We start from the raw sequence: 26,864 nt of genomic DNA on the forward strand, positions 1-26,864 counted from the left end.
AATGAAAAGGCTTTCGGACTGATGTCGAATCTTAGTCATTGCCAATTAGGACTCTACCTGTGCTATACTCTTAAAGTTGACCGAAAGTATGATAAGATTTATTTAAATGAATAGAAAGAGGTACACACCTATGACAACATTAGTACGAAATGATTTACGCAACGTTGCGATCATCGCCCACGTTGACCATGGTAAAACAACATTAGTCGATGAGCTTTTAAAACAGTCTGGTACGTTCCGTACGAACGAACAAGTCGAAGAACGCGCAATGGACTCAAATGACATCGAGCGGGAACGTGGAATCACGATTCTTGCGAAAAACACTGCAATTGATTACAAGAACACACGCATCAACATCGTTGATACGCCAGGACACGCCGATTTCGGTGGAGAAGTTGAGCGGATCATGCGTATGGTTGATGGCGTTATCCTCGTCGTCGATGCACGTGAAGGCTGTATGCCACAAACACGTTTCGTTTTGAAAAAAGCACTCGAGCAAGGACTTCAACCAATCGTCGTCGTCAACAAAATTGACAAACCGATGGTCCGTCCTCTTGAAGTCGTCGACGAAGTCGTTGATCTCTTGATCGACCTCGGAGCTGACGAAGATCAACTCGAATTCCCAGTCGTTTATGCATCGGCAGTCAACGGCTCAAGTTCATTTGAACCTGAATTAGAGAAACAAGAAGATACAATCACAAACGTTCTTGATTTAATTCTTGAGCACACACCAGCGCCTGTCGATAACACAATGGAGCCGCTTCAGTTCCAAGTGACGATGCTTGACTATGATAACTACCTCGGACGGATCGGTGTCGGTCGTGTCTTCCGTGGAGAAATCAAAGTTGGTGATAGCGTTTCGCTTTCAAAACTTGATGGTTCAACGAAGAACTTCCGTGTTACAAAGTTGTTCGGTTACTTCGGTCTAAAACGTGTCGAAATCGAAACAGCAAAAGCTGGAGATTTGATCGCGATCGCCGGTATGGAAGATATCAACGTCGGTGAGACGGTTTGCCCAACTTCACACGTTGATCCACTCCCATTATTACGTATCGATGAGCCAACGCTTCAAATGACATTCATCGTCAACAACTCGCCATTCGCTGGTCGTGAAGGGGATCTCGTTACTTCACGTAAAATCGAAGAGCGTCTTGAAAAAGAACTCGAAACAGACGTTTCACTTCGCATCGAAAACACAGACTCACCGGACCGCTGGATCGTTTCTGGTCGTGGGGAACTTCACCTCGGGATCTTGATCGAAAACATGCGCCGTGAAGGATACGAAATTCAAGTATCGAAACCGCAAGTAATCATCAAAGAAGAAGAAGGCGTCAAAGTCGAGCCATTCGAACGCGTCGTCATCGATACACCAGAAGAGTACACAGGTTCTGTCATGGAATCGATCGGTCTCCGTAAAGGTGAATTGACGAACATGCAAACAATGGACAACGGTCAAACGAAGATGGAATTCATCGTTCCTTCACGTGGTTTGATCGGTTATCGTAACGAATTCCTTTCTGCTACACGCGGATACGGAATCATGAACCACACATTCGAAGAATACCGTCCGTTCATCCAAGCGGATATCGGTGGACGTCGTAGTGGTGTTATGGTCTCAATCGAAACAGGTAAAGCAACTGCTTACGCGATCTCAGCTCTTGAAGACCGCGGAACGATCTTCATCGAGCCTGGTATTGAAGTATATGAAGGTATGATCATCGGCGAATGTAACCGTGATGTCGATCTCGCTGTCAACGTCGTTAAAGCAAAACAATTAACGAACATGCGTGCATCTGCAAAAGATTCAACGAACGTTCTTAAACGTCCACGTGTCTTCTCACTTGAAGAGTCGTTGACATTCTTGAACGAAGATGAGTACTGTGAAATCACACCACAATCGGTTCGTCTCCGTAAACAAGTCTTGAACAAGAACGAACGTGAAAAGCAAGAAAAACGTCGTCGTCTAGGTAAAGATTAAGTCTTGAACGAATAGGGGGACTGGCAATGAATGCACAAGCTGCCGTTGCTTCTGATTTCTCGAAATACGATATTCCGTTCATCGCGAAACTTCTCGGTATCGGAAGTGATCCGAATAACATCGAAGCGGGATTTTATCCTTTAATGATTACCGTCGTCATCTTGACACTTGTCGTCTTTAAGTTAGGATTTGCTAAGGAACTAGCATGGTGGAAATCACTGATCGTCTATCTCTTGCTCGCCGTCTTCTCGGCAGCATTGACGCTTGTCTTCTGGACATGGCCGATTCCTGAAGTACTCCTTGCGATGGTCTTCGTACTTGGTATTTATCGCTTCCGGATGTGTATGGTCAAGCGTGAACGTGAACGGACAGCTTCTTGACGGAAGCGTGTCATGAATCAAAAGAACGAATCTCCTCGGAGGTTCGTTCTTTTTTTTGAGCCAATTCAGATGCATGATTTAAAGCGTAGCGGGAACAAGAATACTAAAAGGGGGAGAAAACAGTGAAAATAAGGTATGTCATACCCCTATTGTTAGCGGGTATTCTGATGGGCTGTACACAAACGTCAGAAGAATCGTCAACAGAGGAAACGAATCAGACGACACAAGAAAACAATCAACAGGATTCAGGTGATCAAAAAGCAACGCAATCATCTCAAGCGCAAGAAGGAGTCGTATTTAAAGAGCTAAACGCTCCGTGGAATATTGTCCGAGAAGGAGAGGTATTTTACATCACGGAACGAGAAGGAACGATTGTCAAAGGAGAAAAAGGTGATTATGAACGGATGCGCCTTCAGCTGAAAGAGGATGTCCTTGCTGAAGGAGAAGGTGGATTGCTTGGAATGGTACTTGATCCTGATTTTAAGGACAATCAGACGGCATACGTCTACCATACGTACGCCAAACAAGGACAAGCGACGAATCGCGTCATCGCGATAAAAGAAGAGGGTGACCAGTGGACGGAAGAACGTGTCTTACTCGATGATATTCCCGGAGCGACGATTCATAACGGTGGACGGCTAGAATGGGGACCTGAAGGCGCGCTCTACGTCACAGCAGGAGACGCAGCGAATCCTGAACTGGCGCAAGACATTGATTCATTGGCAGGAAAGATTTTACGCATCACATCTGAAGGAGAACCGTTCGAGGGGAATCAAAAAGGATACGTCTACAGTCTCGGTCACCGGAATCCACAAGGACTTGTTTTCGTCGATGATCAACTGTATGCAAGCGAACATGGGCAAAGTGGGCACGATGAAATCAATCGAATCGAACAAAAGAATTATGGATGGCCGACGATTGAAGGGAAAGAACAAGCAGATGGACTGGTGACGCCGTGGTATGAAGTAGGAGAACAATCTGTTGCACCAAGTGGAGTTGCAACGGCAGAGAATACACTTTATTTTGCAACACTTGTCGGACAACGATTACAAACCATCGATCTAGAGACGAAGCAAGTCAAGACGATCGTCGAAAACCAAGGTCGGATTCGAGATGTCTGGATTGACGAGACATCAATTTACTATATTACAAATAATACGGACGGAAGAGGAAATCCATCGGCAGATGATGATCGACTCGTTCGAATCAATCGATGAACAACAAAAGGTCTGTCAGGGAATTTCCCCGCAGACCTTTTGTTTACCAGTGTTTTCGTTTCGTTTCCCAAGTCGGGTATAAATGAAATTGTCCAGAAGCGTGGCGTTCAAGTGTCCGTTCTTCTACGCGTGATCGACACTCATCACAAATGTGGACACGAACAGGTTTATTGCGTAATCGCTTCGCCGTGAAGGACCAATCATCAATCGTTTCACGCTTATCGCAAATCGTACATTTCACTCGCATGCCAGGTCCTCCCTTTTTTTCTTAGTATATCATATTAGAAGATTATTCAGATGTAAAAAAGGGAAACGAGAAGTATATATCGAAATATCATCACTAAGTCGTAGAGGGGGTGATGTCATGGCAAATAAAGTTGAACAACAGCTCAACTCAGGTCAACTAGAAGCACTATCGCAATTACCACTCGTTTTTTTGATTACGCATGATCAATCCAAACATTGGCCCATCACACATGCAATCAGTTGGGTACATGCGACGGATTCGCAAACGGTTCGATTTACAATCGAAGCAGATTCTCATCTCGTTAAAACATTACGAGAACATCCGGTCTTCACATTGATCTTTTTTGCAGATCAGTCGACGTACAGCTTAACGTGTACGGACGTCAAGGCGTTTACGCCGCAAGAAGACCTTCCGTTGCCACTCGCTTTTTATGAGGGACGCGTTGAGGAGGTGCGTGACATCTTGTTTTACGGAGCAGCTGTCACACAACGACCAACTATCGAAAAAACATACGATGAACAGGCAGCCGAACGGTTGGATCAACTCGTTCATCGCATCCTAAAAGCGTAACATTCATCACAAACTCGACTCTAAAGGGGCGAACGATGGAATGAAAAAAATATACGTACTTGATACTAATGTCATGCTTCACGATCCACTTTCTCTTTTCCAATTCCAGGAGCACGACGTCGTTATACCAGCGATCGTACTAGAAGAACTAGATGGAAAAAAACGCAACATGGATGAGGTTGGGCGTAATGCACGAGAAACAGCTCGCATCTTAGACCAATTACGGGAAACTGGTCAGCTTCATGCGGGAGTGCCACTCGGAAACGGCGGTATTCTTCGCGTCGATATTGGGGACTCCATTCATGAAGGTTCGCCGTTTACGCATGAATCAAACGATAATAAGATCATTGAACTGGCGTGGTCGATTCATCGGGAACAACAAATCGAAGCGACCCCACGAGATGTCATTCTCGTCTCAAAAGATATCTTAGTCCGCGTCAAAGCGGATGCGTATGGATTAGTCGCTGAAGATTATATGACAGATCATATCGCTGATTTGACCGGTCTTTATACAGGATTCATCGAAGTAACCGTCGATCAGGAGTATATTGATGCCTTCTATCAGGACAAACGGCTTTCGGTGGATGTCTTGCCAGAAAAAGTGCAACCGAATGAGTTCGTCATCTTAAAAAGTAACATGTCGAAAGCTTCAGCCATCGCCGTCGTTGATCAGAACTTGCCGATCATTCGGGCACTTTCGATCGATGTCGACCAAGTCTGGGGCGTCATTCCACGAAACGTTCAACAACGGATGGCATTTGAGTTATTATTACGTGACGATGTACCACTTGTGACACTCGTTGGTAAGGCAGGTACCGGGAAAACGCTACTCGCACTCGCTGCGGGTCTCCTGCAAGTGGAAGACGAGCACAAATATAAAAAACTGGTCGTTGCTCGTCCTGTCGTACCGATGGGAAACGATATCGGCTACTTGCCGGGTGAAATGGAAGAGAAGCTTCGTCCGTGGATGCAACCTATCTACGATAACCTCGAACACCTTTTCAATACGGGATCGGGAGACGAACTAGGTAACATTCTCGCCGGAATGAAGACGATTCAACTGGAAGCATTAACGTACATCCGGGGACGTAGTATGCCGGGGCAGTTCATCATCATCGATGAAGCGCAGAATTTGACGAAACATGAAGTCAAGACGATTTTGACACGTGTCGGTGAAAACTCGAAAATCGTGTTAGTCGGAGATCCACAGCAGATTGATCATCCGTATCTAGATGAGTATTCCAATGGTCTATCCTACGCCGTAGAACGACTCAAAAATGAGAAGATGACGGGACACGTCAAACTCGTCAAAGGGGAGCGCTCGAACTTGGCACGCCTCGCAGCCGATTTACTATGAAAAAACGTGGTGCGTCTATTCAGGCGCACCACGTTTTCCTTATATGACGGTAACCGTATGAACGGATTTGACGATCTGTTGTCCGTGTAACAGATGAACGGGTCCATCTGCTAACACTTTGCCGTCTTGTGAGAACTGCAGATACACTTCGTCGAGTTGCTCAAGTGGAAGTTCGACCGTTTCTTCGCCTTCGAAACGAATGGCGATCGCATCCGGTAAAAGCTCGGCATTCCGGATGAACGGTGCAAGAGCCATTGCGAATGACCCTTGAAGCGCGGCTTCTTTTTCAGCACGTGTCATCGGACGATTGTGATCCGTACGACTGCCTTCCATGATGCCTTTATCCCACGCAGCCCCCATTTTCGCGTAGTACGCTTCTTGTTCACTTGTGTCGGCTGGTTGCCCGATTTTCTCGATTGCTACCTTTCGTTCATCAAAGATCCAGACTGTCGGATCAATCGTTAACTGATGCCGTACTTTACCGTTAATCGGAAAAATCATTTGTTCTACCCCCTAAATGTGTAAGTCCAACAAATCCATTATACCGAAACGTTGAATTGTTGGCGAAAGTAAGGTAAAGTTTAGCTATAACAGGAACGCGTCATTTGATGAGGAGGGATTGGATTGTCAACTGAAATCGAGACAGTTCATCGCCAGCGCGCTCTTGAGCTACTAGAAGCGGATGCACAAAAAATCCGCCGGTTGATCGAGGTCCAGCTTGCGAATTTAACGATGCCACAATGTCCTCTTTACGAGGAAGTATTGGATACACAAATGTTCGGATTATCCCGTCAAATTGATTTTGCGGTACGTCTTGAACTGATTGATGCGGGTGAGGGGAAACAATTACTCGAATCACTTGAACAGCAATTATCTGATTTACATGATGCGGAGACGTGCTGATTTTCTACTCAAACGTGAAATGCGGCGTTTGGGTATTTTTTTTTAGAAAATGAAAAAAGGACGTGTACATATGTTAGCGAAGTTTAAAGAAAAACGAGCATTTTTTGACTATGGTCTCTTCTTTACGATGCTCATCCTCATGGCGATCAGTACGGTCATGGTCTATAGTGCGAGCGTGTGGAACGGTGGAGATTATGCGAATACGTCCTTCTTTGAGAAGCAGTTGATGTTTGATGCGATGGCGATCGTGCTGTTCCTTTTCGTTTCACAAATCAATCATGAGGTGTTCCGTGGACCAGTGATTCGTTTACTCTTGTACGCGATTACATGGTTGATGTTGATGGCGACGCTGTTTTCGGCACCACTAAACGGGGCTCGCGCATGGTTGAACTTCGGTATCTTCTTGATTCAACCAATCGAGCTTTGTAAATTCGTGCTCGTCGTCGGACTTGCGAGTTATTTTGATCAAAAGCACAAAGGGAAAATGGACGGCGTGATTGGGATCGTCCATCACTTTATCCATCGTCAAATTCCAGCGACGTCTCCAGGAAGACGGATTTTACTTAGTTTCTCGGACTGGATCTTGATTCCGATGGTTGTATTACTTGCACCTTACGCGATCATCATTCGCATGCAACCGGATGACGGCGGATTGTTCATTCTGTTACTCATCACGGCGATGATTTTATTCGCAGTTGGATTACCTAGTGGTTACATCATGTTATGTGTCGTCACCGTACCAATCATCTTCTTGTACGCATGGAATAATTTTTCGGATAATCAGATGCAACGGATTCAAGCAAGTTTAAATCCCTTCCTTGACGCAGAAGGTAAGGGATATCAGCTCATCAACTCCGTCATATCAATTGCCCATGGGGGATTATTCGGAGTAGGTCTCGGGAATAGTTTTCAAAAGTATGGTTATCTGCCAGAGCCTGAAACCGACTACATCATGTCGATCATCTCGGAGGAACTCGGATTCATCGGGGTTCTTGTCGTACTCGGTCTATTGTTCTATCTGATGATTCAAGGGGCGATCATCGCTAATCGGTGTGTCTCGCTTTATTCGAGTATGCTCGCTCTCGGGATATCCGGTATCATCTTCATCCAGACATGTATCAATATCGCGGCCATGTCTGGTCTATTTCCAGGTACAGGTGTCACCTTGCCATTCATCAGTTACGGTGGGTCGTCGTTACTTGTCATGAGTACGATGCTTGGTGTGATGGCAAACATTTCCATGCAAAACAAATATCGGATGGCGTATCATAAAGAAGTGCAGACTGCACGTTCGATGAGTGCCACGAGCTCATTAACTAAAGGGGGAGCATCAGTTGACTAAAATCCAGAAGATTCTCGTAGCAAACCGCGGGGAGATCGCGATTCGCGTTTTCCGTGCAGCGACAGAACTCGGTATTCGTACCGTTGCCATTTATTCGCGAGAGGACATGGGTTCTCTTCATCGCTATAAAGCCGATGAAGCGTACCGGATCGGAGAAGGTAAAAAACCGATCGAAGCCTATCTCGACATTGAAGATATCATCGCAACAGCGAAAAAAGCCGATTGTGATGCGATCCATCCTGGTTATGGTTTCCTCTCTGAGAATATTGAGCTAGCCAAACGTTGCCGTGAAGAAGGAATCATCTTCATCGGACCGCAAGAAGAGCACCTGTATAAGTTCGGGGATAAAGTACGTGCACGGACGACTGCGATTGAAGCCGGTCTTCCTGTCATTCCGGGAACGGATGGTCCGATCTCATCCATTGATGAAGCGTATGCGTTCGCAAAGGAAGCAGGCTATCCACTCATGGTCAAAGCATCGCTTGGTGGTGGTGGACGCGGAATGCGTGTCGTCCGGACAGAAGAAGAACTTCCAGACATGATCGAACGTGCGAAATCTGAAGCCTTGAAAGCGTTCGGTTCGGATGAGATTTACGTCGAAAAACTAATCGAACGACCAAAACATATTGAAGTTCAAATCATCGGTGACGCCCATGGGAACATCATTCATTTGTTTGAACGTGATTGTTCCGTACAGCGTCGTCACCAAAAAGTCGTCGAAGTGGCGCCATGTGTTACGCTATCAGACGAAGGGCGTAAAAAGATTTGTGACGCTGCCGTCACACTGATGAAACATGTCGGATACGAAAATGCGGGTACGGTCGAATTTCTCGTGACACAAGATGAATCGTTTTACTTCATCGAAGTGAATCCACGTGTCCAAGTCGAGCATACGATCACGGAGATGATTACGGGCGTAGATATCGTTCAGACGCAAATTCGTGTCGCTGAAGGCGAATCGTTACATAGTGACCTCGTCGGTATTCCGCAACAAGAAGACATCAAGATGCTTGGTTTTGCGATTCAAAGCCGGATCACGTCAGAAGATCCGGAAAACGGCTTCTTGCCGGATACAGGGAAGATCAAGGCCTATCGTTCACCAGGCGGTTTTGGAGTACGTCTTGATGGTGGGAATGCCTATGTCGGAGCAGAAATTTCACCATATTATGATTCGTTGCTCGTTAAAATCTCGACACACGGTTTGACGTATGACCAAGCGGTCGCGAAGATGCGTCGAAACTTAAGTGAATTCCGAATCCGTGGGATTAAGACGAATATCCCATTCTTGAGCAACGTCTTGAAACACCATGCGTTCGTTAGTGGCGATTACAACACTTCGTTCATCGATGATACACAGGAATTATTCATCTTCCCGAAACGCCAAGACCGGGGAACGAAGCTCTTGACGTACATCGGAGAGGTTTCTGTCAATGGATTCCCGGGAATCGGGAAATTGGACAAGCCGCTTGCGCGTGACGTCCGGATTCCAAAAAATCTTCCGGCAGACTATACACCGGGTGCGAAAGCGATCCTCGATGCAGAAGGTCCGGAAGCTGTTGCGAAGTGGTTGGCAGCACAAGAGAATGTGTTGTTGACGGATACGACATTCCGTGATGCCCATCAATCGCTCCTTGCGACTCGGATGCGGACGAAGGACCTCGTTGCGATCGCCGAAGCGGAGGCGAAACTGCTCCCTGAACTGTTTTCGGTCGAAGCATGGGGAGGCGCGACGTTTGATGTCGCGTATCGATTCTTGTCGGAGGATCCATGGGTTCGTCTGATGAAATTACGTGAAAAGATGCCGAACGTCCTCATTCAAATGTTGCTTCGTGGTGCGAACGGCGTTGGTTACAAAAACTATCCGGACAATGTCATTCACACGTTCGTCAAGGAAGCGGCGCAGGCAGGAGTCGACGTCTTCCGAATCTTCGATAGCTTGAATAACCCGGAGTCGATTCAACTTGCCATCGATGCGGTCTTGCCGACAGGTAAAATCGCGGAAGCAGCTGTCTGTTATACAGGGGATTTATTCGATGCGAATCGACCGAAATATCACCTGCCGTATTACGTCAATCTGGCGAAACAACTGGAAGAAAGCGGCGCTCATATCATTGCCATCAAGGATATGGCGGGTCTCTTGAAACCGGAGGCAGCCTACGCACTCGTATCAGCACTTAAAGATGCGGTATCGCTACCAATCCATCTCCACACACACGATGCGAGTGGGAACGGGATTTATACGTATGCGCGTGCGATTGATGCAGGTGTCGACGTCGTAGACGTCGCGGCATCAAGCATGTCGGGACTGACGAGTCAGCCAGCGGGTGGTAGCTTGATTCATGCCTTAAGTGGTCATCCACGTCAACCGCTCGTATCAGCACAGAAGTTTGAACAGATTTCGGATTATTGGCAGGACGTGCGTCATCTGTATCAAGCATTCGAACTCGATATGATTGCACCGAATCCAACGGTCTACGACCATGAGATGCCGGGTGGACAGTATTCGAACTTACAGCAACAAGCAAAAGCGGTTGGACTTGCGGATCGTTGGTCTGAAGTCAAAGAGATGTATGCGCGTGTCAATATGCTGTTTGGCGATATCGTCAAAGTCACACCATCGTCAAAAGTCGTTGGAGACATGGCACTCTTCATGGTTCAACATCATCTGACAGAAGAGGATGTCTTGCACCGTGCAAGTGGACTTGATTTCCCGGATTCAGTCGTCGAACTGATGAAAGGGGAGCTCGGAACACCACCAGATGGTTTCCCGCAAGACGTTCAACAGGCTATTCTCAAGGGAGCTGCTCCGCTGACAGAACGTCCAGGTAAGATGATGGATCCACTCAATTTTGACGCGATCAAACATGAGTTGTTCGAAAAACTTGAACGTCCCGTTACAGAATTTGATGCACTCGCTTACGCGCTCTATCCAAAAGTCTTCATGGACTACAGTTCGTATGTCGCGCGATATGGCGATATCTCTGTTCTTGATACGAATACGTTCTTCCATGGAATGCGTCTAGGTGAGACGATCGAGGTTGAAATCGAACGAGGCAAGACACTCTACCTCAAGTTGATTCAAATCGGTCAGCCAGACGATCATGGTATGCGGACGATCTATTATGAGATGAACGGTGTTCCTCGTGAAGTCGAAGTCAAAGACATCAGTATTAAGGAAAGTTCATCAAGTCGTCCAAAAGCAGATCGAAGCAATGCGAAACAAATCGGTGCCTCAATGCCGGGTAGCGTGCTGAAGGTACTCGTCGAGACGGGTACACGTGTCCGTAAAGGAGAGCAACTCCTCGTCACGGAAGCGATGAAGATGGAAACGACGATCCAAGCACCGGAAGACGGTGAAATCAAAGCCGTCCACGTCAAGGAAGGCGAAGCCATCGCGAGTCAAGACTTACTGATTGAATTCATATAAGGTCACAACGAAAAACAGGCGCACGCTCGGCGGGCTGCCTGTTTTTCATTCAATACGTAGTGGGAGAGGATACGATTGAACATTATTTGTTGGGTACGAAGTGATTTTCGATTACAAGATAACCACATGTTGGCACGTGCTGTTGAATTACTAAATGAAAATCCGAAGGCGACGGTCGAGTTCGTCTTTTGGCTCAATCCGGATTACATCGGAGAATATGAAGCACGGCAACAATATTTCTTCCAAGCGCTCGAGATGTTTTCTGATGCCTGCAAAGAGAAGGAGATGCCAATCCGTTTCATCGAAGGCGATGAACAGGCTTTCTTAGACGAAACTGGTGATGCGGACGTTTTGTTATTTAATGCGGAATATGTCGAACCATTCAAGACACGAGATGAAAAAATCATGAAAAAGCGTAAAGATCGTCAGACGGAGCGACTACTAGACCGACATCTTCTTCACCCACATGACATTAAAAAGCAAGATGGAAAGTTCTATAAAGTATTCACGCCATATAAGAATGCATTCATGAAAAAAGACATTCCTACACCATATGAAGTGAAATGGCAAACGCTGCGGGATCATTATCAAAAGCGTCAGCACGATAATAGTTTCATCAACGCTTATTTTAAAAAGGCAGAGTCGGAAGCCGTCTTCCATCCTGGTGAAAAGCAGGCGAAACAACGCTTGAAGAAATTCGTCGAACAATCGCTTGCAGGCTACGAAGAGAATCGTGATTTTCCTGCTGTCGACGGTACGAGTTTACTTTCTCGCTATTTACGGACTGGAGAAGTCGGCATTCGGACCGTCTATGCGGCTGTTCAGGAGGCAAAAGAATCAAAAGGGAAACAGACTTTCATCACCGAACTCATCTGGCGTGAATTCTATTACATGATTTTAATGCATTTCCCGGAATCAAAACGACAAGCCGTCAATACGCAATATCGGGAAATCGAATGGGAGAACGATGAAGAGGGCTTCAAGGCGTGGTGTGAAGGCAAGACGGGCTATCCGATCGTTGATGCAGCGATGCGGCAATTGAATCAAACGGGGTGGATGCATAACCGTCTACGGATGATCGTCGCTTCTTTCCTGACAAAAGACTTGTTGGTCGATTGGCAGAAAGGCGAACAATATTTCCAGAAGAAACTCGTTGATTATGAAGCGGCATCAAACATCGGGGGTTGGCAATGGGCAGCATCGGTCGGAACGGATGCCGTCCCGTACTTCCGCGTCTTCAATCCGACGACTCAATCGAAGAAGTTCGATAAGGATGGAGCGTTCATTCGAAAGTATGTCACGGAAATCAAGGATTTATCAAAGCAGTATATTCATGAACCGACTGCTGAGCAACGCAAGGATTATGGCTATCCAGAACCAATCGTCGCACATGACGAAGCGCGAAAGCGTGCGATTGCTCGATTCAAATAATGAAAAAAGGATGTTCCTCGCTTGAGGAACATCCTTTTTTTACGACCTTATTGAAGACGACTATTTGCCTTACGCGTTCGGAATGCATGGTACGTCAAGTAAGATAAGACCCCGAAGTAACATGTGATCAAGAAGGCGTGGAGTAACGGCACATACGTTGCATGTCCACCAAGAACGATCCAAGCCCCAGTGGCGACTTGGCACGAGATGAAGAACGTCGCGAACGCCATACCAATCGTTGTCGTCCGATGCTTTAAGCGAATCGCAACGACATGGACGAATAAGGTGAACAGGAACAGTAATCCTGCCATGATCCGGTGAATCATCTGCACCCACGCTTCGAACGTCATGGAAGGTTGAGAACAGACAGGCCAACCAACGCAAGCATATGTAGCGCCGACATGGCGTACGTAAGCACCCGTATAAACGACGATCAGCGTATAAATGAGTAGACCGTACAAGAGCTTCCGTAAGAATGCTGGGACAGATTCCCTGAATTCCTGACCCGGACGCTCCATGATCAACAATGTCAAAATCAATAGCGAAGCAAAGGAGATCAAAGAGATCCCGAAATGTAACGCCATGACGAGGTCTGATTGTTGCCAAACGACTGCTCCAGCACCGACGATCGATTGAATCAACATGAAGATGAAAGCAAGAAACGCAAAGATCTTCGTATCTAATCGATCCTTGAAGGCAACGAGCGTCCAGAGACATAAGGCGATGATTAAGAGTCCAACGACTCCAGTCACAGCGCGGTGACTATATTCAATCATCGTTTCAACACTTGGGTTCGTCGGAATGAGTTCCCCGTGACAGAGTGGCCAATCCGTTCCGCAACCATCTCCCGAATCCGTTTTTGTGACTGTCCCACCCATCAGTAAGACGATCATCATCGTAAACGTGACGAAGGCTGAAAACATCGAAAGTTTTCGATTCAAGATTTGGACACCACCTTTCTAAAAAAATACGAAATACATGGATTTCCATAGGTCTAGTATCGCATAAAAAGTACTGAAAGGGTTGCAATCTTTTAGAACAACGCTATTCTAGTATTAGGTAAATATGGTGAACTGTGATGAAAATCACATAGATTTCACATTTTGTTCATTATGTCGAAAGTATTTTCATACGTCACGGTCCTCGATATGTGGTATCTTTTATAGAGAAAAGGACGTTTCGTGGCATGTCTGTGTTATTTCTGTGAAGAAATTACGTGAAGCCTAGGTGCTAAACGGAAGCAGACGGTGAAAAGGAGGGAACAGCATGGCGAAAGTTACTGGAGAGGCACTGGATATGGCGATCGAGCAAGCGGATCAGCCGACATTCAAGGACTATATTACCCTAGCAAAAATGGGGATTGTCCGTGCCAATCTGATTACGGTCTTCGCGGGGTATGTCGTAGCAGCATCATACATAACGGATGATGTCCTGTTGTATCTGTGGCAAACCAAGTGGATGTTACTGTGGACGCTTCTCGGGAGTGGATTGGTCATTGCCGGAAGTTGCTACCTCAATAACTACATTGACCGGGACATCGATTACAAGATGGAACGGACGATGGGAAGACCAAGCGTTACTGGGAAGATGGATGGACAGCGGATACTCGCACTAGGACTCGGTATTCTTGCGACCGGTACGGTATTGTTGTTGATCGTCAACCATGTGGCGGCAGTGTTCGGATTGATCGGATCATTCGTTTACGTCGTGATTTATACGATGTGGTTAAAGCGGACGCACACGATCAATACAGTCGTAGGTGGTATATCAGGAGCTGTGCCACCAATCATTGGATTTGCGGCAGTCACTCCGACGCTTCACATTGATGCGTGGATTTTATTCCTCATCATGTTCGTGTGGCAACCACCACATTTCCTTGCACTCGCGATGCGACGGACAGAGGAGTATCGGGCAGCAGGTATCCCGATGTTACCTGTCGTAAACGGATTCGCGATCACGAAACGACAAATTGTATGGTGGATTGCAGTACTCATTCCATCATCACTCCTCTTAGCACACTATGGCATCATCTACATGATCGTCATGGCATTGCTCGGTGGATATTGGCTCTATATGGGACTGAAAGGTCTGAAGATCCAAGATGAACAAGCCGAAATCAAATGGGCGTCGAAGATGTTCTTCTTCTCACTGTTTTATTTCACGGCTTGGATCGTGACGGTCGTACTCGTTTCTCTCTAAAACGATTTGACATAATTCACGTACACCATTACGAAAGACAAAATTGGGGACAAAGAAAGTGGGGATGGTTGTGAAAAAATCAGTAAAAATGCTCTTCCGGCTTCTTCCAATCGGCTTGATGGCACTCATGTTATCAGGTTGTGGAATTCCGGAATTGTCTGCGCTACAGCCTCGCGGAGAAGGCGCTGAGATGCAACTTGAGATCATCAAGCTTAGCTTGTGGGTCATGTTGTTCGTCCTTGCGATCGTAGCCGTCATTTATATTTACGTACTTATGAAATTCCGTCGTAAATCAGGTGATAACACGGTTCCGAAGCAAGTCGAAGGGAACCATACGCTTGAAATCATCTGGACAGTCATTCCGATTCTTCTTTTGATCGTGCTTGCAATTCCTACGATCAAAACAACGGTTGAACTCGCAGATGCAAAAGAAGCGAAGAAAAACGAACAAATCAACGTTACAGCAAACCTCTACTGGTGGGAGTTCGAATACCCAGACAAAGGTGTTTCGACAGGACAAGAACTTGTCATTCCAGTCGGTAAACGTGTTGCTGTTAACTTGACGTCTAAAGACGTCATTCACTCATTCTGGGTACCAGCTCTTTCTGGTAAAACAGATACGAACCCAGGTCTTGAGAACGAAATGTGGTTACAAGCAAAAGAAGCAGGCACTTACTACGGTAAATGTGCCGAGTTGTGTGGTCCTTCTCACGCATTGATGGACTTCAAAGTCGTCGCACTTGAACAAGACGACTATGACAACTGGTTAAAAGATATGAAAGCTGCGAAAGAAGCAGAGACGAAGCAGCTTGATAAAAAGAATGAAAAGAACTGGACGACTGGCGAGAAAGTCTATGCCCAGAACTGTCTCAGCTGTCATGGTGGCGGGAAAGTCGCACCTAGCTTGACGAACTTCGGTGATCGTCAGCGTATCGCGGGTTACCTCGATCATGATAAAGAAAACCTCGAAAAATGGATTCGCGATCCACAAAAAGAGAAACAAGGTACGAAAATGCCTGGATTCTCTGAAGATCAGATCAGCGATGAAGAATTGAGCGAATTGGCAGATTATCTATTGGACAAAAAGCTCCAATAATTTTTTAAGGGGGAATCATAGTGGGGACACATACTATGGGTATGCCGCAGAAAAAAAGCGGCATCATGGACTGGCTAACGACAGTCGACCATAAGAAAATCGGGATTCTCTACATCATGTCTGGATTGTTCTTCCTTCTAGTCGGTGGCGTAGAAGCCCTAATGATTCGTTTTCAATTGATTAAACCGATGAACGATTTCGTCAGCGGTGAACTCTTTAACCAATTGATCACGATGCACGGTACGACGATGATCTTCTTGGCAGCGATGCCGATGTTGATCGGATACATGAACGCAGCAGTACCGCTTCAAATCGGGGCACGTGACGTTGCGTTCCCATTCTTGAATGCACTTGGTTTCTGGTTGTTCTTCTTCGGTGGAGTCTTGTTGAACCTTTCTTGGTTCTTCGGCGCTGCACCGAACGCAGGGTGGACTGCATACGCACCACTCTCGACGGTACCTGAGTCTCTCGGTGTAGACTTCTACGCTCTAGGTCTTCAGATTTCTGGTTTCGGTACACTTATGGGGGGGATTAACTTCCTCGTTACGATTTTGAACATGCGTGCACCAGGTATGAAACTGATGCGGATGCCGCTCTTCACATGGACAGCATTCGTTGCTTCTGCCTTGATCGTTTTCGCATTCCCACCACTTACGGTTGGATTGTTCCTCTTGACGTTCGAGCGACTCTTCGGAGCGCACTTCTTCGACCCGGCAGCGGGCGGGAATATCGTCATCTGGGAACACCTCTTCTGGATCTTCGGTCACCCGGAAGTTTATATCTTGATCTTACCGGCATTCGGTATTTTCTCTGAAATCATTCCTACATTTGCTCGTAAGCGTCTCTTCGGTTACACGACGATGGTCTTTGCGACGATGTTGATCGGTTTCCTTGGATTCATGGTTTGGGTCCACCACATGTTCACAGTTGGTCTCGGTCCGGTCGCAAACGCGATCTTCGCCGTAGCAACGATGGCGATTGCTGTACCGACAGGGGTCAAGATCTTTAACTGGCTCTTTACGCTATGGGGCGGTAAGTTGACGTTCCCAGTCGCAATGCTTTATTCGGTCGCGTTCATTCCATCATTCCTTGTTGGTGGTATGACAGGGGTCATGCTTTCTGTTGCACCTGCCGATTACCAGTACCATGACAGTTACTTCGTAGTAGCTCACTTCCACTACGTTATCGTTGGTGGGGTTGTCTTCGGTCTCTTCGCAGGTCTTTACTACTGGTTCCCACTCATGTTCGGGAAACAGCTCAACGAATTCTGGGGAAAAATTCAATTCTGGTTGTTCTTCATCGGCTTCCACTTGACGTTCTTCCCGCAACATATTCTTGGTCTTACAGGTATGCCACGTCGTGTCTTCACGTACTTGCCAAACCAAGGCTGGGAAACAATGAACTTACTTTCATCAATCGGTGCAGCCTTCATGGGTGTGTCGACGATCGTTCTCGTCATTTCGATTGCAGCAGCATTGATGTCAAAAGAATATGTAAAACGCGACGTCTGGGGAGATGGACGTACACTTGAGTGGACACTTCCAGTTCCAACTCCAGAGTATAACTTCGCTCAAATCCCACTCGTCAAAGGTTTGGATACGTATTGGCTCGAAAAAATGGCAGGAAACAAAACAGTTTCTGTATCGGAAGAAGTCGGCGATATCCACATGCCGAACAACACGATCTTGCCTTTCGTCATGTCAGTCGGTCTATTCCTCGCAGGTCTCGGATTCATTCTTCGCCTAGACTATGGAACTGTTGGTCTTGTTGTTGCCTTGATTGGTCTTGCGATGACATTGATCGCGATGTTCTTCCGTTCTTGGATCGATGATGAAGGATACTACATCCCGAAATCAGTCGTCGAAGAAGATCTACGCCTTGAAGCAGAAAAGGAGGCGAAGTAAGATGGGTCATCATTCAGTACCGAATAACCCGATCACGGGTATTCCGGATCATGTTGAAAAAGCAACACTTGAGGGTAAGAATAAATATGTAGCCTTCTGGTTCTTCCTTGGAGGAGAGACGACTTTGTTCGCCTCTCTCTTCGGAACATACATCGGACTTCATAACTCCGGTGCAAAAGAAGGTCTACGCAGTTATGACATCTTCGAAATGGGTCTCGTCTTCATCATGACGATGCTTCTCTTGACGAGTTCATTAACAAGCGTTCTTGCCATGATGGCAATGAAACGTAATGATGTGAAAAAGATGAAGCTTTGGCTCATCATCACATTACTTCTCGGTCTTGGATTCTTAAGTGGTGAGATTTATGAGTTCAATCACTACTACCACATTGGTCACACGTTCACATCGAGTGCATTTGGTTCTGCCTTCTATACACTCGTCGGATTCCACGGTGCGCACGTCTTGTTCGGTCTTCTCTGGATCTCGACGCTTCTCATCCGGAACTGGAACCGTGGCATCACGGTCGTGAACGCGCCGAAGTACTATGTTTCAAGTCTTTACTGGCACTTCATTGACGTCGTCTGGGTCTTTATCTTCTCAGTCGTCTACCTCATGGGGATGGTGAAATAAGATGGAAAAACACGAACCACAACTTACGCGTAATCAAATCGAACTCGAGATGAAAGCGGAACGTAGTCGCGAGACACAACTGCAACTCATCAGTTTCGCGCTCATGATCGTCTTGACACTCATCGCGTTCGGTGCTGTCATGGCTGAGCTCATGCCGCACTGGGCAGCTGGTGGTTTCTTGATCATCATGGCCATCGTTCAAGTTTATCTTCAACTTTATATGTTCATGCATATGAACAATAAAGGCAACACATGGATCAAAGTCATGATGGGTCTCGGTGTATTCGTCGCCTTGACGATTGTTGCGACGCTTCGTCTATTGATCTGGTAAGAAATGTGACCATTCTGCTAACGTTTAGCAGGATGGTCTTTTATTTTGGAATCGTTTTATGAGAAACCTTTACAATGAAATAGGGGAACGGTAATCTTAGTTTGTAAGAGAAAGGAACGGGGTGAAAAAATATGTTAGGCAATTTAAGAGGAGCACTTTCGCAATTCGAATGGACTGTCTTATGGAGTCCGTATTATGCGTTGATACTCGTTGGATTGTATATCCTATATGCTGTCGTGACAGAAAAGTTGCGTCGTCCGGATGAGCCGGAAACAACGCTTGGGCAAAAGTTTTCGATGCTCGCGGCATTGATCGTTTTTTACATCGGTTTTGGAAGTCCGTTAGACCTGCTAGCACATATCACGTTCTCAGCACACATGCTGCAGATGGTATTCGTCTATATGGTCGCACCGCCGCTCTTGTTGATTGCGATACCAGAGTGGCTTTATAAGCGCTTGTTCGATACACCGTATCTTGGGAGGATTCTTCGCTTCTTCATCAAGCCGCTGATTGCACTTGTCGTCTTTAATGCCTTGTTTACGTTCTATCACATGCCATTTATTTTTGATTATGTCTTGACGAACTATACCGTTCACCGTCTGTTCCACGGAACATTGATTTTCTTGAGTATGACGATGTGGTATCCGATCATTGCACCGGTCAATGAGGCGGACAGTCTTTCTGACCTGAAGAAGATGGTCTATATCGTGGCAAATGGTGTGTTGTTGACACCAGCCTGTGCCTTCATGATCTTCAGTCAAAGTTTTCAGTATCAAGCGTATCAGGATCCGGCGACGTTCGCGAAAGTACTCGCTTACTGTATGCCGAACAATGATTTAAGCGGATTGAACCTGGAACGATTGCTCGGAACGACAGATGACTTATTAGAGGACCAACGCTTTGGTGGTGTCCTCATGAAGCTCGGTCAAGAACTCGTGTATGGTCTATTCTTCGGACTGACCTTCTTTACATGGGTGCGCCGTTCAAAAAGTACTGCCGTGGATGAAGGCATGTCCTTCACACCAAAAGCGGATTAAATTGGAGGAAGTTGGAACATGAGTTATTTGCCGTTGATTTGTGTGTCGCTGATTGTCATCAGTGCGATTTTCGTAGCGATTGGCTGGTTTTTGATCGCCCAAACGCGTCGTAACATGAAAGCTCACCAAACCGTGATGACGATTGCAGCTGCACTCGCTTTATTATTCTTCATCATGTATGCCTTGCGGACGATTCTGCTCGGTAACACAGCCTTTGGCGGTCCAGAGTCCGTCAAAGCCTACTACACAGGATTCTTGATCTTCCACATCCTTCTTGCGACATCTGGTGGGGTGCTCGGTTTGATGGCACTCTATCACGCGTATAAGAAGAACTTTGCACGTCACCGTAAAATCGGACCGGTTGCCTCAATCGTTTGGTTTTTGACAGCCATTACCGGTGTGATCGTGTATTGCTTACTATATGTCGTCTACGATCCGGGTGAGACGACGAACGTATTCCGGGCGATCTGGAGTCATTAAGGGGGAGCCAACTTGAAAAAGAATAGTTACTTGACGGTCGCTGCCGTCGTCCTTATCTTAGTTGCGGCAGCCGGGGGATATTATTATTTCTTCATGAAAGAAAAGTTACCTGTCATCGCTGAACCGACACCATTTGAATTAACGAATGCCGTAGATGGAAAATCATTCAATTCGGAAGACGGAAAAGTCAAAGTGTTGACGTTCTTCTACTCGAACTGTCCTGATATTTGTCCGTTGACGTTAAATGATTACCGTAAGCTTGAGAAAAAGCTTCGGAGCGAAGAATTGTACGGAAGTGACGTCGAACTCGTCGCAGTGACGGTTGATCCAAAAGTGGATACACCGAAAGTCTTGAAAAAGTATGCTTCGAACTTTGAAGCAGATGCCAAAGGATGGAGAGTATTGACGGGAGATCCAGTCGTCATCGATCGTTTGACACGTCAGTTGAATTTCTATTACTCGAAGGCTGAGAGCGGCTTAGTGACACACGGAACACAAATGTTCATTTTGGACCGTGAGAATAAAGTACGGGCGATTTCGTCTATGGCGAAGACGCCGGATGAACCGGTCGACTTAGAAGAGGTCATGTCTTCGGTCACACAATTAGCAAAGGAGTGAAGGTAGATGACTTATGAAGAGTACATGCAAGGAGATGTTACCGTCTCTATTCAAGCCATCGAGGAATTACTTGCTTGTGCGATCGAGGATTATGGAATCCATCACTCCCGGATCAAACGGATGGACCGGGAAGAGATTGCATTTAGCGTAAAGGTCAATGCACCGGCAACGTCACTTCACGCACTTTATCTTCATGTACGCGAGCAGCTTGGGATTCAGCTCGGAGACGATGTCGTATCTTATGTACAATTCGTCGCGCGTTAAAAGCTATTTCGTGTGTATTAAAGAATAACAATCAGGTGGACAGAACAGCTAATGACTTCGTAGATGATGCGAGGTCGTTAGCTTTTTTGTTTGGAATGAAAAACAAAAAATAGAGGCTCCTTAATTGGAACCTCTACGTGTGGATCTTATTTTTCGAGTGTTTCGAGCAATGCTGCTAAACGACGTTCGCAGTCTTTGACGATTTCCGGAGGGAACGTCTCATCATACTCGACACCGTGTGGATAGTAGTGTTTACCGAGAAGTGGTGTCATCATACGAACGACAGCATGGCGGTCTTCAATCTCACCTTGGATCGCATAGACAGGAACACGCAGGTAGAATACTTCACCTGTTGATTGTTTTTCATACTTCATGTCGTACATCGCGCGTTCGTAATCCCATTGTCCTTCACGAACGAAGCGGTGATGTTCCATGATTGTTTCGAGAAGACCGAACTTCAGTTCCTTGCCTTCAATACCATATTGTTCAAACTTCATGTTTGAATCCCCCTATACCCCAGTTTGCTAGTAGATACTAGTCTTTCCAAACTATCATACCATAATGAATGAAACGATGACGTAAAAGATGTGAAGTCATTTTGAAGAATTCATGAACTTCCATATTTTCGTTCGACATATTCAAGAATCGTATCCGGTGCGTGGATACCAAGGTGATTCAGTCCTTCTCCACCGAAGAAGACATTGAACTCAAGAACATACCACTGTCCGTCACGGATGATGAGATCAAAACCAGCGTGATCGATATCGAGCTGTTTCGCGAGAGCGAGCACGAAGTCGATTGCTCCTTGTGGCACATCATTAAAATCAAGGACACCACCTTGAGCGACGTTATTTAAGAACTGAGCACCACCGACGCGCCAGTACGCAGCAAGGACTTGATCGCCGACGACGACGACACGTAAGTCCTTCTCATTCGGAATGTACTCTTGAATGTAGAACGTCTCGTGTGTATCCGTGTATTTCTTCCAGTCTGTTTCATTTTTGATGAGATGAACACCTTGTCCCATTGAGCTACGGACTGTCTTCGCAACGAACGGAAACGAAAATTCACGTAAGACACGTTCGACGGTGAATTCATTTTTTCCATAGATGCCGGTCCGAGGGATGTTATCCGGAATGACGGTTTGAAAAATCCGCGTCATCTCGATCTTGTCATGACCTAAGTGGAACGTAGCAGCCGACGGGAAGATCGGTTTTTTCATTCCGTAGATGATTGAGTGGATTTGCCAGTATTCCGGGAACAGGACGACATCCGCCTGTTCGATTTTTTTCAAGGAATCAAAGTGATAATCTGACTTGGCATGTTCCGTCTTGATTCCAATCGTCCGGAACATATTAAAAGAGAGCAGTTGCATAAAGTTCATTCCTTCCTTCTGAACAAATTATACACAATTCAACAGGCTAGGAGGGAGAGAAATGTTATGATAAGATGGTAAAGTTAAGGAGGAGATTCGTTGTGATATATACCGATAAGACGATTGACCTCATCAACGCAGCGGAAGACCTCATTCGATCTCTCGCTCAAAGTGAAACGGGGCAAGCATATAGATGTGCGAAACAAGCACAGCAAGAGTCAACAGAGGCACAGGCTGTCATTCGCGATTTTCATCAAGTCAAGGAGGACTACGAACTCGTACAGCGATTCGGACGGTATCATCCTGACTATCAGACGATCACGAAAAAGGTCCATGAAGTCAAACGGCGACTTGATTTACAAGAAGAAGTCGCGCAGTTTAAAAAGGCGGAAAAACAACTCGAGACGTTACTCGGACAAATCAGTCTGAAGCTCGCTGGAGAAGTATCACCGCAAATTAAAGTACCGACGGGAAATCCTTTCTTCGATCAAGGATGCGCTGGAGGTTGTTCGACCGGTGGCAGCTGTAGCTGTAGCGGATAACGAAGGTGAAGGGGGTAGGCTGGCGTGATCAAGGAACGAGTGGGACTCATCGTCTATGTCAATGCGATGAAAGCATCCCGTCAATTACGCCGTTACGGGAACGTCTACTTTACGTCTAAACGTGAACGATACGTTCATCTGTATGTCGATTTAGATCAGCATGAACAGGTGATGGAAGTCATTTCGACTCTCCCGTTCGTCGAATCGATCAAACGTTCAGAACGACCGTTCATCACGGAGACGTTCGCGAACAAAAAAGGTAAAATGCCAGAAGAAGCATAATCCATGGAGCGATGAGGACATCCTCGTCGCTTCTTTGTTGAAAGGAATGAAGGAAATGCGAGTCATTTCAGGGGAACGGAAAGGTACACGATTAAAAGCAGTGCCAGGGGATCAAACACGACCGACGACGGATAAGGTAAAAGAATCCTTATTCAACGTCATCGGTCCTTATTTCAACGGAGGACGAGCACTGGATCTGTTTGCGGGGAGCGGTGGTCTTGGGATTGAATCTCTTTCAAGAGGATGCGATGAGGCAGTGTTCGTCGACCAACACCATAAAGCGATCCAAACGATCCAAGATAATTTACGAACGACGCGCTATACGAACCAAGCACGTGTTTTAAAAAAAGATGTAGCGATCGCTTTAACGGAACTCTCATCTGAAGAGCCGTTTAAGTTGATTTATCTAGACCCTCCCTATGCAAAAGAGCGATTGACGGAACATGTCACGTACATAGAGCAACACAATATGTTGACGGACAATGGTGTCATCGTCTGTGAACATGACTCAGCGGTTGAATTACCGGACCAGATCGGACGACTAGAAGTCGTGCGCCGACTTCGTTATTCCGCTGTCATCTCGATCACGTTGTACGAATTCATGGAAGCGGAGGAAGACCACGAATGAAACGAATCGCCATTTGCCCAGGTAGCTTTGATCCGATCACAAACGGACATTTAGACATCATCGAGCGTGCCGTTCCGATTTTTGACGAGATCATCGTTGCCGTACTGAATAATTCTTCGAAGCAACCACTCTTTTCTGTCCAGGAACGGATGGAGTTAATTGCCGATGTGACATCGCACTTACCTCAAATCAAGGTGGATTCCTTTAATGGTCTACTGGTCGATTATGCGGCGGAAGTCGGAGCAACCGCGATTGTACGCGGTCTACGAGCAGTTTCGGATTTTGAATACGAAATGCAAGTCGCTTCCATCAACAAGAAGATGAATGATCAAATCGAGACACTATTCATGATGACGAATAATCAGTATTCCTTCTTGAGTTCTTCGATCGTTAAGGAAGCTGCCAAATATGGTGCTTCCGTTGCCGATCTCGTACCGCCTTCTGTCGAAGAAGCGCTACGTCAGAAATATACGAAAGGAGAACTGTGATGAAAGCTTGGAAACCTGCCTTAGCAGCAATCATCGCTGCCTTGATCGTATTTTTCGTACCGCTTCCCTATTTCATCTCCTATCCGGGTGACGCGACGTCGACGGAAGATTTGATCGATGTGTCTGGAGGCGACAAGGAACCGGGAGATTTGATGATGCTGACGATCGCACAACGCCGGGCCACGCCTTACTTTCTCATTGAAAGCTTATTTCTACCGTTCTCCGAAACATCGAGTGTAAGTGATTATCTGTACGACGGCGAGTCGGACGCGCAGTATGAAACGCGTCAGAAGCTGTATATGGAAGAAGCGCAACATAACGCAACAATCGAAGCGTATGAATTAGCGGATCAAAAGGTCGATGTCGATTTCGAAGGGGTCTACGTCTCCGGCGTCATTCCCGGTGGTCCAGCCGAAGGGAAACTGAAGGCAGGGGATCGGATTACAAGTGTTGACGGAAAACCGATTACGTCATTTGAAGGTTTCATGAAGACGATTCAAACAAAAAAAGCCAAAACAGCTGTTCCAATTCAGTTCACGCGTAAATCGGAAGACAAGAAGACGACGATTCGAGTGGATCAGTTATCTAAAGAGGTCAAGCGAGTCGGGCTCGGCATTTACGAACCGCTCCCGATCTCGAACGTGAAGACGGATCCTGAGATCGAGTTTCAGGTCGAAGACGTCGGGGGACCTTCTGCAGGAATGATGTTCACTCTTGAAATCTATGATCAATTGACGCCGGGAGATTTGGCGAAAGGGCATAAAATCGCCGGCACAGGAACCATTGAAGAAGGTGGCAAGGTGGGACCAATCGGTGGAGCGTGGCAAAAGGTGGTCGCTGCAGACGAGGCAGAAGCAGAAATCATGTTCGTACCAGCAGGAGAGAACTACAAAGAAGCAAAACCATCCATTAAAAAACTCGGAACGAACATGAAGCTCGTTCCGATCAAGACAGTCGAAGATGCGATTGATTATTTAGAAGAACTTCCAGCAAAATAAGGAAAGCGACGGTGTTCAAGCAACGCGTCGTAGCGAGCCAAGGGCAGTGCATATGCAGCTGTCACTTGGCTTTCTTTCGTTAGCCAAGGATGACTCGTGAAGGTGCTGAATACGGCAGTCCTCGTTTTGATGGTTTTGAGTGCCTGTCGTCCTCGTTCTGAAAAGGCGAGGGGACGAACGAAATCAACATGGTCGTAATCGATCCGTGCGACCTCCTCTGCTGTCGTTGAGGTCAACAGATAGATCAGGGCACGTTGCAGGCTCGTTCGCGTATAACGGCGTGTTTTGACGTGATTCAGAAAGGTATCGAACGTCGTTGCTTGTTTAGCTCCTTCGATGAGTCGTGGTGCTAACGAAGCGTCAATCCCAGCGATTCGCATCAACTCGAGTACTGGAGTCGTTAGTAGACGTTGTCGAATCCACGGATAATAATGCGAGAAGTTGGCGAAAGAGGCACTTGCTAAGACGTCTTCGGTCTGTTCAGGAAGTGCGAGCAGCTGACCGTGTGTCTGATGATGGGCGCGTATCGCGGTGGCGCTCATGATGTCCCCTGTGGATAAGTCGTGGTAGCCACTTCCAATCCGTTTCGTCGTGTGAAGCGATAGGGTATTTGCGGCGCGAGCGTAATAATAGCCAAGCGTATTGTTCGGTTGTGTCAAATCAAGCGTCTGTGAGACGCTCCTGAATGCTTGACTGGCGGCGTGAGCAGAAGAGAGGCCCGCTGATAATCCATCGTGTAACGCTTGCTTGTATGCAGGTGTCTCTTCGATCTGTTCCGCTGCTGCATGGAGAAAAGGTTCGATATCTCCGCACTCGCTTCCAAACGAAAGCGACTGACAGCCGATTGTCTCGGCAATCGTTACACCACCGAGTGCAAAACGATCAGCACGCTGGACAGCAAAATAGAAAGGAAGTTCAAGAACGAGATCGATGGCACCGCTCGCGACCGCTGCCTGAGCACGTGTCCATTTATCCGTAAAGGCGGGTTCACCACGCTGCATGAACGTCCCGCTCATGATGGCGACGATGACGTCGGCATCCGTTTCCCGTCGTGCTGTCGTCGCTTGATAATAGTGTCCGTTATGAAACGGATTGTACTCTGAAATGATAGCTGTCATCCTCATGAAAACTTTCTCCTT

The 26,864-nt window shown here is 46.6% G+C and carries 29 protein-coding genes; 23 read left to right on the plus strand and 6 right to left on the minus strand.

The window, feature by feature from the left end; genetic code table 11:
- The first annotated feature begins 130 nt into the window (after nt 1-130).
- The 3 genes from typA (at nt 131) to KNQ14_RS03950 (ending at nt 3,575) form a co-directional block, all read left to right on the plus strand.
- Entirely contained in the window at nt 131-1,978 is a 1,848-nt protein-coding gene (gene typA / locus KNQ14_RS03940) for a translational GTPase TypA (protein WP_023468842.1), read from the plus strand.
- 26 nt (nt 1,979-2,004) lie between these two features.
- Complete coding sequence (locus KNQ14_RS03945; RefSeq protein ID WP_214859703.1) at nt 2,005-2,358, plus strand: YlaH-like family protein; 354 nt, start codon at nt 2,005-2,007, stop codon at nt 2,356-2,358.
- Between the two features lie 122 nt (nt 2,359-2,480).
- Entirely contained in the window at nt 2,481-3,575 is a 1,095-nt protein-coding gene (locus tag KNQ14_RS03950; protein WP_214859705.1) for a PQQ-dependent sugar dehydrogenase, read from the plus strand.
- A 43-nt stretch (nt 3,576-3,618) separates the two neighbouring features.
- On the opposite strand, the gene KNQ14_RS03955 is transcribed toward KNQ14_RS03950, so the two are convergent.
- Nucleotides 3,619-3,822, minus strand: a complete 204-nt coding sequence (locus KNQ14_RS03955; protein ID WP_029342171.1) for a YlaI family protein — start codon at nt 3,820-3,822, stop codon at nt 3,619-3,621.
- A gap of 117 nt (nt 3,823-3,939) precedes the next feature.
- Between KNQ14_RS03955 and KNQ14_RS03960 the strand changes: the two genes are divergently transcribed.
- Together KNQ14_RS03960 and KNQ14_RS03965 are read left to right on the plus strand one after the other, a co-directional pair.
- Nucleotides 3,940-4,392: a PNPOx family protein gene (locus KNQ14_RS03960; RefSeq protein WP_214859707.1), complete on the plus strand. Its 453-nt coding sequence runs from the start codon at nt 3,940-3,942 to the stop codon at nt 4,390-4,392.
- A 40-nt stretch (nt 4,393-4,432) separates the two neighbouring features.
- The gene (locus KNQ14_RS03965) at nt 4,433-5,749 is read left to right on the plus strand and encodes a PhoH family protein (protein ID WP_050677545.1); all 1,317 of its coding nucleotides are present in this window, start codon (nt 4,433-4,435) and stop codon (nt 5,747-5,749) included.
- Between the two features lie 39 nt (nt 5,750-5,788).
- Here the strand turns inward: KNQ14_RS03965 and KNQ14_RS03970 are convergent, their stop codons facing one another.
- Nucleotides 5,789-6,250 carry a hypothetical protein gene (locus tag KNQ14_RS03970; protein ID WP_064299602.1) on the minus strand — a complete coding sequence of 154 codons (462 nt, stop codon included), beginning with the start codon at nt 6,248-6,250 and terminating at the stop codon, nt 5,789-5,791.
- Between the two features lie 123 nt (nt 6,251-6,373).
- Here KNQ14_RS03970 and KNQ14_RS03975 point away from each other — a divergent pair, with 123 nt between their 5' ends.
- The 4 genes from KNQ14_RS03975 (at nt 6,374) to KNQ14_RS03990 (ending at nt 12,852) form a co-directional block, all read left to right on the plus strand.
- A complete protein-coding gene (locus KNQ14_RS03975) occupies nt 6,374-6,652 on the plus strand; it encodes an Fpa/YlaN family protein (protein ID WP_023468835.1) in 279 nt (92 codons plus the stop codon).
- Between the two features lie 70 nt (nt 6,653-6,722).
- Nucleotides 6,723-7,994 (plus strand): FtsW/RodA/SpoVE family cell cycle protein, encoded by a 1,272-nt coding sequence (locus tag KNQ14_RS03980; RefSeq protein ID WP_064299603.1) that lies wholly within the window; start codon nt 6,723-6,725, stop codon nt 7,992-7,994.
- Nucleotides 7,987-11,421, plus strand: a complete 3,435-nt coding sequence (locus tag KNQ14_RS03985; protein ID WP_214859709.1) for a pyruvate carboxylase — start codon at nt 7,987-7,989, stop codon at nt 11,419-11,421. The genes KNQ14_RS03980 and KNQ14_RS03985 overlap by 8 nt, the downstream gene beginning before the upstream one ends.
- A gap of 75 nt (nt 11,422-11,496) precedes the next feature.
- On the plus strand, nt 11,497-12,852 hold the full coding sequence (locus tag KNQ14_RS03990) for a cryptochrome/photolyase family protein (protein ID WP_214859711.1): 1,356 nt from the start codon (nt 11,497-11,499) through the stop codon (nt 12,850-12,852).
- Nucleotides 12,853-12,899: 47 nt separating this feature from the next.
- Here the strand turns inward: KNQ14_RS03990 and KNQ14_RS03995 are convergent, their stop codons facing one another.
- Nucleotides 12,900-13,793 (minus strand): COX15/CtaA family protein, encoded by an 894-nt coding sequence (locus tag KNQ14_RS03995; protein WP_023468831.1) that lies wholly within the window; start codon nt 13,791-13,793, stop codon nt 12,900-12,902.
- A gap of 325 nt (nt 13,794-14,118) precedes the next feature.
- On the opposite strand from KNQ14_RS03995, the gene cyoE reads away from it, so the two are divergent.
- From cyoE to KNQ14_RS04040, 9 genes are all read left to right on the plus strand, one after another.
- On the plus strand, nt 14,119-15,051 hold the full coding sequence (cyoE, locus tag KNQ14_RS04000) for a heme o synthase (protein ID WP_023468830.1): 933 nt from the start codon (nt 14,119-14,121) through the stop codon (nt 15,049-15,051).
- Between the two features lie 64 nt (nt 15,052-15,115).
- On the plus strand, nt 15,116-16,147 hold the full coding sequence (gene coxB / locus KNQ14_RS04005; RefSeq protein ID WP_081637364.1) for a cytochrome c oxidase subunit II: 1,032 nt from the start codon (nt 15,116-15,118) through the stop codon (nt 16,145-16,147).
- 35 nt (nt 16,148-16,182) lie between these two features.
- Nucleotides 16,183-18,051, plus strand: coding sequence for a cytochrome c oxidase subunit I (gene ctaD / locus KNQ14_RS04010; RefSeq protein ID WP_029342162.1), 1,869 nt, complete (start codon nt 16,183-16,185; stop codon nt 18,049-18,051).
- Between the two features lies 1 nt (nt 18,052).
- Nucleotides 18,053-18,682 (plus strand): cytochrome c oxidase subunit 3, encoded by a 630-nt coding sequence (locus KNQ14_RS04015; RefSeq protein ID WP_023468827.1) that lies wholly within the window; start codon nt 18,053-18,055, stop codon nt 18,680-18,682.
- 1 nt (nt 18,683) lies between these two features.
- Nucleotides 18,684-19,013 carry a cytochrome C oxidase subunit IV family protein gene (locus KNQ14_RS04020; protein WP_064299605.1) on the plus strand — a complete coding sequence of 110 codons (330 nt, stop codon included), beginning with the start codon at nt 18,684-18,686 and terminating at the stop codon, nt 19,011-19,013.
- Between the two features lie 131 nt (nt 19,014-19,144).
- Nucleotides 19,145-20,050, plus strand: a complete 906-nt coding sequence (gene ctaG / locus KNQ14_RS04025; protein ID WP_023468825.1) for a cytochrome c oxidase assembly factor CtaG — start codon at nt 19,145-19,147, stop codon at nt 20,048-20,050.
- An 18-nt stretch (nt 20,051-20,068) separates the two neighbouring features.
- On the plus strand, nt 20,069-20,530 hold the full coding sequence (locus tag KNQ14_RS04030; protein ID WP_023468824.1) for a DUF420 domain-containing protein: 462 nt from the start codon (nt 20,069-20,071) through the stop codon (nt 20,528-20,530).
- 12 nt (nt 20,531-20,542) lie between these two features.
- Nucleotides 20,543-21,148, plus strand: a complete 606-nt coding sequence (locus KNQ14_RS04035) for an SCO family protein (RefSeq protein ID WP_023468823.1) — start codon at nt 20,543-20,545, stop codon at nt 21,146-21,148.
- 6 nt (nt 21,149-21,154) lie between these two features.
- Entirely contained in the window at nt 21,155-21,412 is a 258-nt protein-coding gene (locus KNQ14_RS04040; protein ID WP_023468822.1) for a hypothetical protein, read from the plus strand.
- Nucleotides 21,413-21,558: 146 nt separating this feature from the next.
- Here the strand turns inward: KNQ14_RS04040 and KNQ14_RS04045 are convergent, their stop codons facing one another.
- Together KNQ14_RS04045 and KNQ14_RS04050 are read right to left on the minus strand one after the other, a co-directional pair.
- Nucleotides 21,559-21,909 carry a YugN family protein gene (locus KNQ14_RS04045; protein ID WP_023468821.1) on the minus strand — a complete coding sequence of 117 codons (351 nt, stop codon included), beginning with the start codon at nt 21,907-21,909 and terminating at the stop codon, nt 21,559-21,561.
- Nucleotides 21,910-22,019: 110 nt separating this feature from the next.
- The gene (locus tag KNQ14_RS04050; RefSeq protein WP_251138265.1) at nt 22,020-22,787 is read right to left on the minus strand and encodes an ATP-grasp domain-containing protein; all 768 of its coding nucleotides are present in this window, start codon (nt 22,785-22,787) and stop codon (nt 22,020-22,022) included.
- A gap of 101 nt (nt 22,788-22,888) precedes the next feature.
- Here KNQ14_RS04050 and KNQ14_RS04055 point away from each other — a divergent pair, with 101 nt between their 5' ends.
- From KNQ14_RS04055 to KNQ14_RS04075, 5 genes are read left to right on the plus strand one after another with little or no spacing between them, the layout of a single operon-like run.
- Entirely contained in the window at nt 22,889-23,329 is a 441-nt protein-coding gene (locus KNQ14_RS04055; RefSeq protein WP_214859713.1) for a YlbF/YmcA family competence regulator, read from the plus strand.
- Between the two features lie 24 nt (nt 23,330-23,353).
- On the plus strand, nt 23,354-23,611 hold the full coding sequence (locus tag KNQ14_RS04060; protein ID WP_023468818.1) for a YlbG family protein: 258 nt from the start codon (nt 23,354-23,356) through the stop codon (nt 23,609-23,611).
- Between the two features lie 46 nt (nt 23,612-23,657).
- A complete protein-coding gene (gene rsmD, locus KNQ14_RS04065; protein ID WP_214859715.1) occupies nt 23,658-24,239 on the plus strand; it encodes a 16S rRNA (guanine(966)-N(2))-methyltransferase RsmD in 582 nt (193 codons plus the stop codon).
- Nucleotides 24,236-24,727: a pantetheine-phosphate adenylyltransferase gene (gene coaD, locus KNQ14_RS04070; RefSeq protein ID WP_029342153.1), complete on the plus strand. Its 492-nt coding sequence runs from the start codon at nt 24,236-24,238 to the stop codon at nt 24,725-24,727. The genes rsmD and coaD overlap by 4 nt, the downstream gene beginning before the upstream one ends.
- Entirely contained in the window at nt 24,727-25,725 is a 999-nt protein-coding gene (locus KNQ14_RS04075) for a SepM family pheromone-processing serine protease (protein ID WP_214859717.1), read from the plus strand. The genes coaD and KNQ14_RS04075 overlap by 1 nt, the downstream gene beginning before the upstream one ends.
- Here the strand turns inward: KNQ14_RS04075 and KNQ14_RS04080 are convergent.
- Nucleotides 25,698-26,849, minus strand: coding sequence for a tRNA(Met) cytidine acetate ligase (locus KNQ14_RS04080; protein WP_214859719.1), 1,152 nt, complete (start codon nt 26,847-26,849; stop codon nt 25,698-25,700). The two genes, KNQ14_RS04075 and KNQ14_RS04080, sit on opposite strands and share 28 nt — an antisense overlap.
- Nucleotides 26,850-26,864 lie beyond the last annotated feature (15 nt).

Origin of the sequence: Exiguobacterium sp. s161, from assembly GCF_018619045.1 — a bacterium.
Lineage (GTDB): Bacteria > Bacillota > Bacilli > Exiguobacteriales > Exiguobacteriaceae > Exiguobacterium_A > Exiguobacterium_A indicum.